This window comes from Thermoanaerobaculia bacterium, assembly GCA_035593605.1.
Classification (GTDB): domain Bacteria; phylum Acidobacteriota; class Thermoanaerobaculia; order UBA2201; family DAOSWS01; genus DAOSWS01.
This window is the reverse complement of record DAOSWS010000018.1, coordinates 75,858-82,139: the sequence shown is the minus strand read 5'-3', so window position 1 is coordinate 82,139 and position 6,282 is coordinate 75,858. Positions and strand designations below refer to the sequence as shown.

Genomic DNA, 6,282 nt, shown 5'->3' with positions numbered 1-6,282 from the left:
TGAATAAGGATCATGCCGCATGAACCCTTTTTACACACCTATTGACATGACCTCGAGTGGTTTTATCGTATTTCTTAGAGATGCGTGCACATTACTCTGGAAGGAACACGAATGGAATCGACTAGTTGATGGGGATTTTCGTTTAAAAGGCACAGATATTGGAAAGTTAGTATTTTTTCCACCAACAAACGAAATATTGTTAATACAAGAAGACTATACCACACCATCACTCAAGGTATTTCGCCTGCGAAGTAGACACCATCAAAGACCATTTAGTAAAGGAAATTAAATGCTCTAATGAGGGTACTTCATGAAAATTATTTTAGTTGTAGTATTTTGAAAATATCTGGGGATACGATACCTATTGTCAAAATATCTGGTGACAATACCACCGTCAATCAGCCCATTGACTTGTACCGGACGTCTTACTAAATGAGTCTACCCAAAGCTCCATACGCGGAGGGAGAGCCATAATAACAGGGGAGGGTTTCCCCTCCCCTACGCTTGCCATTTAAAATAATCTGGGATTTTTATTTGCCGACAGGTGATTCTTCCGAATTCATGGGTTTCCAGGCGACATGGACACTCCAGCCGGCGGCAAGGAAGACCAGGGAAGCCGGCAGCCAGACGGGAATCGAGAGGATGGCAAGAAGAGCTAGACCCAGGATGGACATGTCGCGGACACAGATCTTCCCTGTGATCATCCTCTTAAGACTGACATAGACCAGCCGCAGGGAACCGGCCATCAGGAGAAGCCATAGAAGGGTCCGGAGGACAGAGAGGAGACCGGTCGAAGCCTGCGTGAAGGTGATGGTGAGAGAGTCACCGTAAATGACGGTCTTGGCGAACCGGAACACCTGACCATGGGTGGGAATATGGATCCGGATGGGCAACACTCCCGCCGTACCGCCTACCGCTGCGCTCGAAGAGGCTCGGAGGCGTTCTCCGAATCGACTCTCCTCTTCCACCTGACGGGCAATTTCCTCTTTGGGAAGGGCAAGGCTCGGCGAAAACTGATCCTTGAGCTTATCGGCTTCCTGCTCCCTCCCGGCCACATCCAGGGCTTTGTCCTCGTCCATCATTCCCAGCGGAGCTTTTTCCACACAAAGGGACGAGAGAAGGGGACGAAGACCTTCATGCTGCTTTTCCTGCTCCATCGTTCCGCCCAAAGCAAGGAAGCTTCGCTCCTCAGGAACCACCAGGCTCCACATGACCTGACTGACAATGGCGTCGGGTACGGGGATGGAAACCCTCCCCCGGCTCAGTGCGGAGAGGGCAGGAAACCGTTCAAAGAGCACCAGTTCGATGGTGAAGGAATCCAGAGAACCGTTAACAGGACGGGATCTCTTGAGCGGAACCAGGACAGAACCCTCAGAGAGCCTGGGTTTGACCGGTTCTCCCGATACAAAGACACTCCATACCTCGGTTTTCTCCGGAAGGACAAAGGTCATGAACTGGCGGGATGTATTCCGAACCGTGTAGGTTGCCTGGTGAACACATTTCCCGTCCGGAGTCAGCAGGGTGACGCCATGAATGGAGTCCACGACTGTGGAGATGACGGGAAGCTCGGGATGTCTCGAGATTTCCATCAGGAACGATGATGGGTGAGAGAGGTACGAACACGCATAGAGAAAGGGATGTCTGGATGCATTCTGGAGAACCACGGGCAGTTCCGACGGGTCGACACGATGAACGTTGTTCTCTTCCAGAATCGTGCATTCCGATGTGGCTTTGCTTTCCACGCCGATCGTTCCGGCATCCCGCACTGCATCAATCACCCGGCATCCGTCCCAGGAGACTGTAGAGGCCTCGCCTTCCAGGGTATGTTCCAGGCTGAGTACGAGATCTACCTGACCTTCTCTGGGATCGAGGAAGGGAACCTCGACCATGTGGATTTCATCTTTGTCGACCAGGATCCAGTCTCCAAGACTGTCCCCTGTGAGGTTGAGCAGGGTATACCCTTCCGGAAGCCGGATTCGAACCGCGGAGAGCAGGTTTTGAAGAATCGTAAGGCGCATATAGGCTGTGACCCGTATCGAACCGTCTTCCAGTGTAATCAGATGGTTGGTTTCTGCATAGAGTTTGGCCGGCCCCCGCTCGATCTGCGGAATCTTTTTTCTCCATGTCACGTTCATTGCAGTCCCCGGAGCAAGGATGGCCTGCGCAACAGTGATTTTCCCCCGGGATTCCATCTGGATCGAAGCCGCCCGGTCAATCTGTATATCGGCCTCTTTTGAATCCACCTTCATCGACACCCGGGTTATAGGGGTCTGGGGAATCGGAAAGGAAATCTGATGGGAATGTTGCTTTGCTGGCAGACCCACAACAAAGTCCGCCACCAATGTCAGCTGGGCGGGCGAAGGGAGGACCGCAACAATTCTGCCCTGCTCAAACATGATGGTCACTTTCTCCTTCCCTGTCGCCATGGAGCGAATGGCCATCGCTTCGGGGAAAAGGGGGACCTTGCTGTACCCGGAAGAGGTACTCTCGAAGGTCTGAATCGTGAAAACCGCCCGGACGTCCACCTGATCCTCCCCCCATTCCATGGTGTATTCTGCGGACTGAATCAGGTACGGGGCCGGCGGTATGCCGGTAGACGGGCCCTGGGGCCGCATCCGCTGAAGGAGGGATCGAAACTGCTCCCTGGTCAGAACCATCCGGCCTTCCACCGGCGAGATGTCCGGCCGCTGATCGACGGCAATCTGATTCAGAATCGCGGTCAGTTCCCTGGATGACAGAACAATCTCATCCCGGTCCAGCTGTAGAAGGGTCTGGAAGTCATTCCATGGAAGGACGACCCGGCCTGTCGGATTCTCTTCATTCGTTCCCTGCACGGGGCCGCCAAACAGGATCGTGGAAAAGATCATAATTCCCAATCCCATGGCAGCAAGCATCAACATTCGGTTCTTTTTCATGATGACCTCCTGAAATCTGGATTCCCCTTCACACAACCAGGAGACGCCCGGGGGGATCCTTTTCTTAGAATCCGGGAATGTTCCTTTCGTAAAATCCAGAATATTCTGTACAATGGGGAGACTTTTGATTTCACATATCACTCCTGCCGCGGGTCATCTCACCCATGAATGGAGCGATCAATTTGATTCTGGTTTTCCGGAGGTGGCTGCGTGAAAGAAATCAAAGTACCCCATCCCTTCGTCATCGTCTTTGCCCTTCTCATCTTTGCCTCGCTCCTGACCCTGGTTGTTCCCGGCGGTCAGTTCGAGCGCATCCAGCAGCCCGATGGAAGCGAAACCGTGGTCAAGGGATCGTTTACAAGGATAGACAAGGATCCTCAGCTTCTTGAACTCTTTATGGCCCCTCTGTCCGGCTTTGTCCGCCTTGCGGAAATCATTGCCTTCATTTTCTTTATCGGGGGCGCATTTCAGATTCTGAACAAATCGGGCGCCATTGCCGCCGGCGTCAACGCTCTGGTTTTGCGCATGGGACACAGACGCAAGCTGATCGTGGTGATCACCATGTTTACCTTCTCTTTTTTCGGTGCCTTTTTCGGCATGTGCGAGGAGGCCATGCCCTTTGTTCTGATCTTCGTTCCTCTGGCCCTGTCCCTCGGTTACGATTCCATCGTCGGTCTCTGTTTTTCCTTTCTCGCAGCCGGTGTGGGTTTTGCCACTGCATTTTTCAACCCCTTTACGGTGCAGATCGCCCAGAAGCTCTCCGGGCTTCCCCCCGTCAGCGGCTGGGAGTACCGCGTGGGCATCTGGTTCTTTGTCACCCTGCTCACGGTAATCTGGGTTCTTCGATACGCCGAAACAATCCGAAAAAACCCTGAACTGAGCTCCATGGTCGATCTCGATGGTAAAAAACGTTCAAAGCTCGCGGAAGAAACCAGGGCCGAAGGGTCGTTCAGCCTGAGGCACGGACTGGTTCTCGGTCTGCTGGGGACCACGATTGTCATGCTCTTTATCGGTGTCATTGTCTGGCAGTGGTACATCCGGGAGCTTGCCGGACTCTTTATAGCCATGGGAATCCTCACCGGTTTTCTGTCCCGCATGAAGATCAACGATATTGCAACTGAATTTCTTCAGGGAGCAAAGGATATTGCCGGGGCGGCACTCCTTGTCGGCCTGGCGGCGGGGATTCTCGTACTCCTCGAAGACGGGAGAATTATTGACACGATCCTCCATGCAAGCTCAAACCTCTTTGGCGGAATTCATCCGATTCTGTCCGCCTATGTCCAGTATTTCATCCAGCTGTGCGTGAATTTCTTCATTCCGTCCGGTACGACAAAGGCTGCCCTGACCATGCCGGTCCTGGCGCCCCTTGCCGATCTATCCGGAATCACACGCCAGACCGCGGTGCTTGCCTACCAGTTTGGGGATGGGTTCACCAACATGATCATCCCGACTTCGGCGGTCACGATCGGGACCCTTGAACTGGCAGGCGTACCTTTCGAAAAATGGTTCCGCTGGCTCCTCCCCCTGGAAATCATCTTTGTGATCCTCAGCCTGATTCTCCTGATCCCTCCTGTACTTCTTCACTGGTGACCATCTTCTCCAGGGACGGAATGATACAATAGAGCGGGGTGGCCAGGGAGGCCAGGAAGTCGCTCTTCCGCAAGGAAGGGAGGAAAGTCCGAACTCCCGGCGGGACGCGTGCTCCGTAACGCGGAGTCATCGAAAGATGAAGGAAAGTGCCACAGAGAACAGACCGCCCCGTGCAAACGGGGTAAGGGTGAAACGGTGCGGTAAGAGCGCACCGCTCCGATGGTGACATTGGAGGCACGGCAAACCCCACGTGGAGCAAGGCCAAATAGGGGGACAAAAGGCGCCCGCCCCTGTCCCCGGGTCGGCCGCTTGAGGCTTCGGGCAACCGGAGTCCCAGAGGAATGACTTCCGCCCCGATTCCGGCAACGGGTTCGGGGAACAGAATTCGGCTTACGGCCTCCTACAGCCACCCGGTTTTTCTATTCGTGACTATTTCTGAAGTTCCCGTGGAAGCTGAAACCGGATGGTTTCAATTTCACCCTCCAGTTCCACAACCGACTCGGCACCAAGCTCTGAGAGGCGGGAGATAACCGCCTGAACGAGGGATTCCGGGGTCGAGGCTCCCGAAGTCACACCCAGCCGGGAAATTCCCTCCAGCCATCGGGGATTGATCTGGTTTGCCTCCTCAATCAGCCATGCACGGCGTCCTGCACCTTCCGCCACCTCCCGGAGCCGATTCGAGTTGGATGAAGCCGGAGAGCCAATCACGATCACGGCTTCCACCTTTTTACAGAGGGCTTTTACGGCATCCTGCCGGTTCTGGGTTGCGTAGCAGATATCTTTGGCGGAGGGAATATGAATCTGAGGGAATCGAGCTTTCAGGACTTCCGCGATTTCCCTTGTATCGTCGACGGAAAGGGTTGTCTGGGTTATAAGAGCGACCTTTTCCGGATCGGGGACTTCGATGCGCTCCGCATCCTCCCCTGTTTCGATCAGCAGGATATGGTCGGGTGCCTCTCCCAGGGTTCCCTCCACTTCCACATGGCCCCGATGTCCGATCAGAAGGATGGAGTACCCCTTTTCCGCGAACCTTCGAGCTTCCAGATGGACCTTGGTGACCAGTGGACAGGTGGCGTCGATGGCACGAAGACCCCGTTTTTCCGCTTCGACCCGTACCTGCGGAGAGACTCCATGGGCCGAGAAAATGGCGACGGATCCTTCGGGAATCTGGCCGGTATCTTCCACAAAAACAGCACCTTCGCGCTCCAGTTCTTCTACAACATGCCGATTATGGACAATGGCATGGCGGACAAAAACGGGAGAACCGTACTGCCGCAGGGTCTCACGAACCACTTCAATTGCCCGGTCCACACCCGCACAGAAACCGCGGGGTCGTGCAAGGTAGAGCTGGAAGGTCAAGGTTGTCAGGATTGTCGCATGGCGTCGATGCCGCAGGGATCAAAGGGCAGCACGGCAAGGCCCAGAGCCGCCAGAAAGAGATAGAAGGTGTTTTGAAACACCACGGCATGGTCTGCGAGGATCAGTTTGCCCACGATCAGAAGCATGAGAAGACAGGCGGCCGTCAGGAGAAACCCCTTTCTCCAGAGCCCGAGCAGAAGCATCACGCCAACGAGGATTTCCAGGGGGATCAGCCCGTAAGCAAAAATTTGAACCGCAATCTCGGGAAGGAACGTACCCTCAAAAGCCTTCGTCATCCACCCTGCTGTGGCTTCAAACCCGGCCAGAGCCTTATGGATTCCGGCAACCAGAAAAATCAAGCCCAGGGAGAGCCTGGGAAAGGGAGCGGCCAGAGAGAGTTCCTTCCACGGCGTCATGA

4 protein-coding genes and 1 other RNA gene are annotated in these 6,282 nt (G+C 54.5%); 2 read left to right on the top strand and 3 right to left on the bottom strand.

Annotation, left to right across the window (positions count from 1 at the left end; genetic code table 11):
* Window positions 1-530: 530 nt before the first annotated feature.
* Window positions 531-2,915, bottom strand: a complete 2,385-nt coding sequence (locus PLD04_10180) for a hypothetical protein (protein ID HXK68700.1) — start codon at window positions 2,913-2,915, stop codon at window positions 531-533.
* Window positions 2,916-3,125: 210 nt separating this feature from the next.
* Between PLD04_10180 and PLD04_10175 the strand changes: the two genes are divergently transcribed.
* The gene (locus PLD04_10175; protein HXK68699.1) at window positions 3,126-4,505 is read left to right on the top strand and encodes a TIGR00366 family protein; all 1,380 of its coding nucleotides are present in this window, start codon (window positions 3,126-3,128) and stop codon (window positions 4,503-4,505) included.
* 46 nt (window positions 4,506-4,551) lie between these two features.
* An RNA gene (gene rnpB / locus PLD04_10170) (RNase P RNA component class A) lies at window positions 4,552-4,910 on the top strand.
* A 24-nt stretch (window positions 4,911-4,934) separates the two neighbouring features.
* On the opposite strand, the gene ispH is transcribed toward rnpB, so the two are convergent.
* Entirely contained in the window at window positions 4,935-5,873 is a 939-nt protein-coding gene (ispH, locus tag PLD04_10165; protein ID HXK68698.1) for a 4-hydroxy-3-methylbut-2-enyl diphosphate reductase, read from the bottom strand.
* Window positions 5,870-6,280, bottom strand: a complete 411-nt coding sequence (locus PLD04_10160) for a DoxX family membrane protein (GenBank protein HXK68697.1) — start codon at window positions 6,278-6,280, stop codon at window positions 5,870-5,872. The genes ispH and PLD04_10160 overlap by 4 nt, the downstream gene beginning before the upstream one ends.
* Window positions 6,281-6,282 lie beyond the last annotated feature (2 nt).

Excerpts from the sequence above, each read along its gene's own strand:
- PLD04_10180 (HXK68700.1), bottom strand. The coding sequence starts at position 2,915 with ATGAAAAAGAACCGAATGTTGATGCTTGCTGCCATGGGATTGGGAATT.
- PLD04_10160 (HXK68697.1), bottom strand. The coding sequence starts at position 6,280 with ATGACGCCGTGGAAGGAACTCTCTCTGGCCGCTCCCTTTCCCAGGCTC.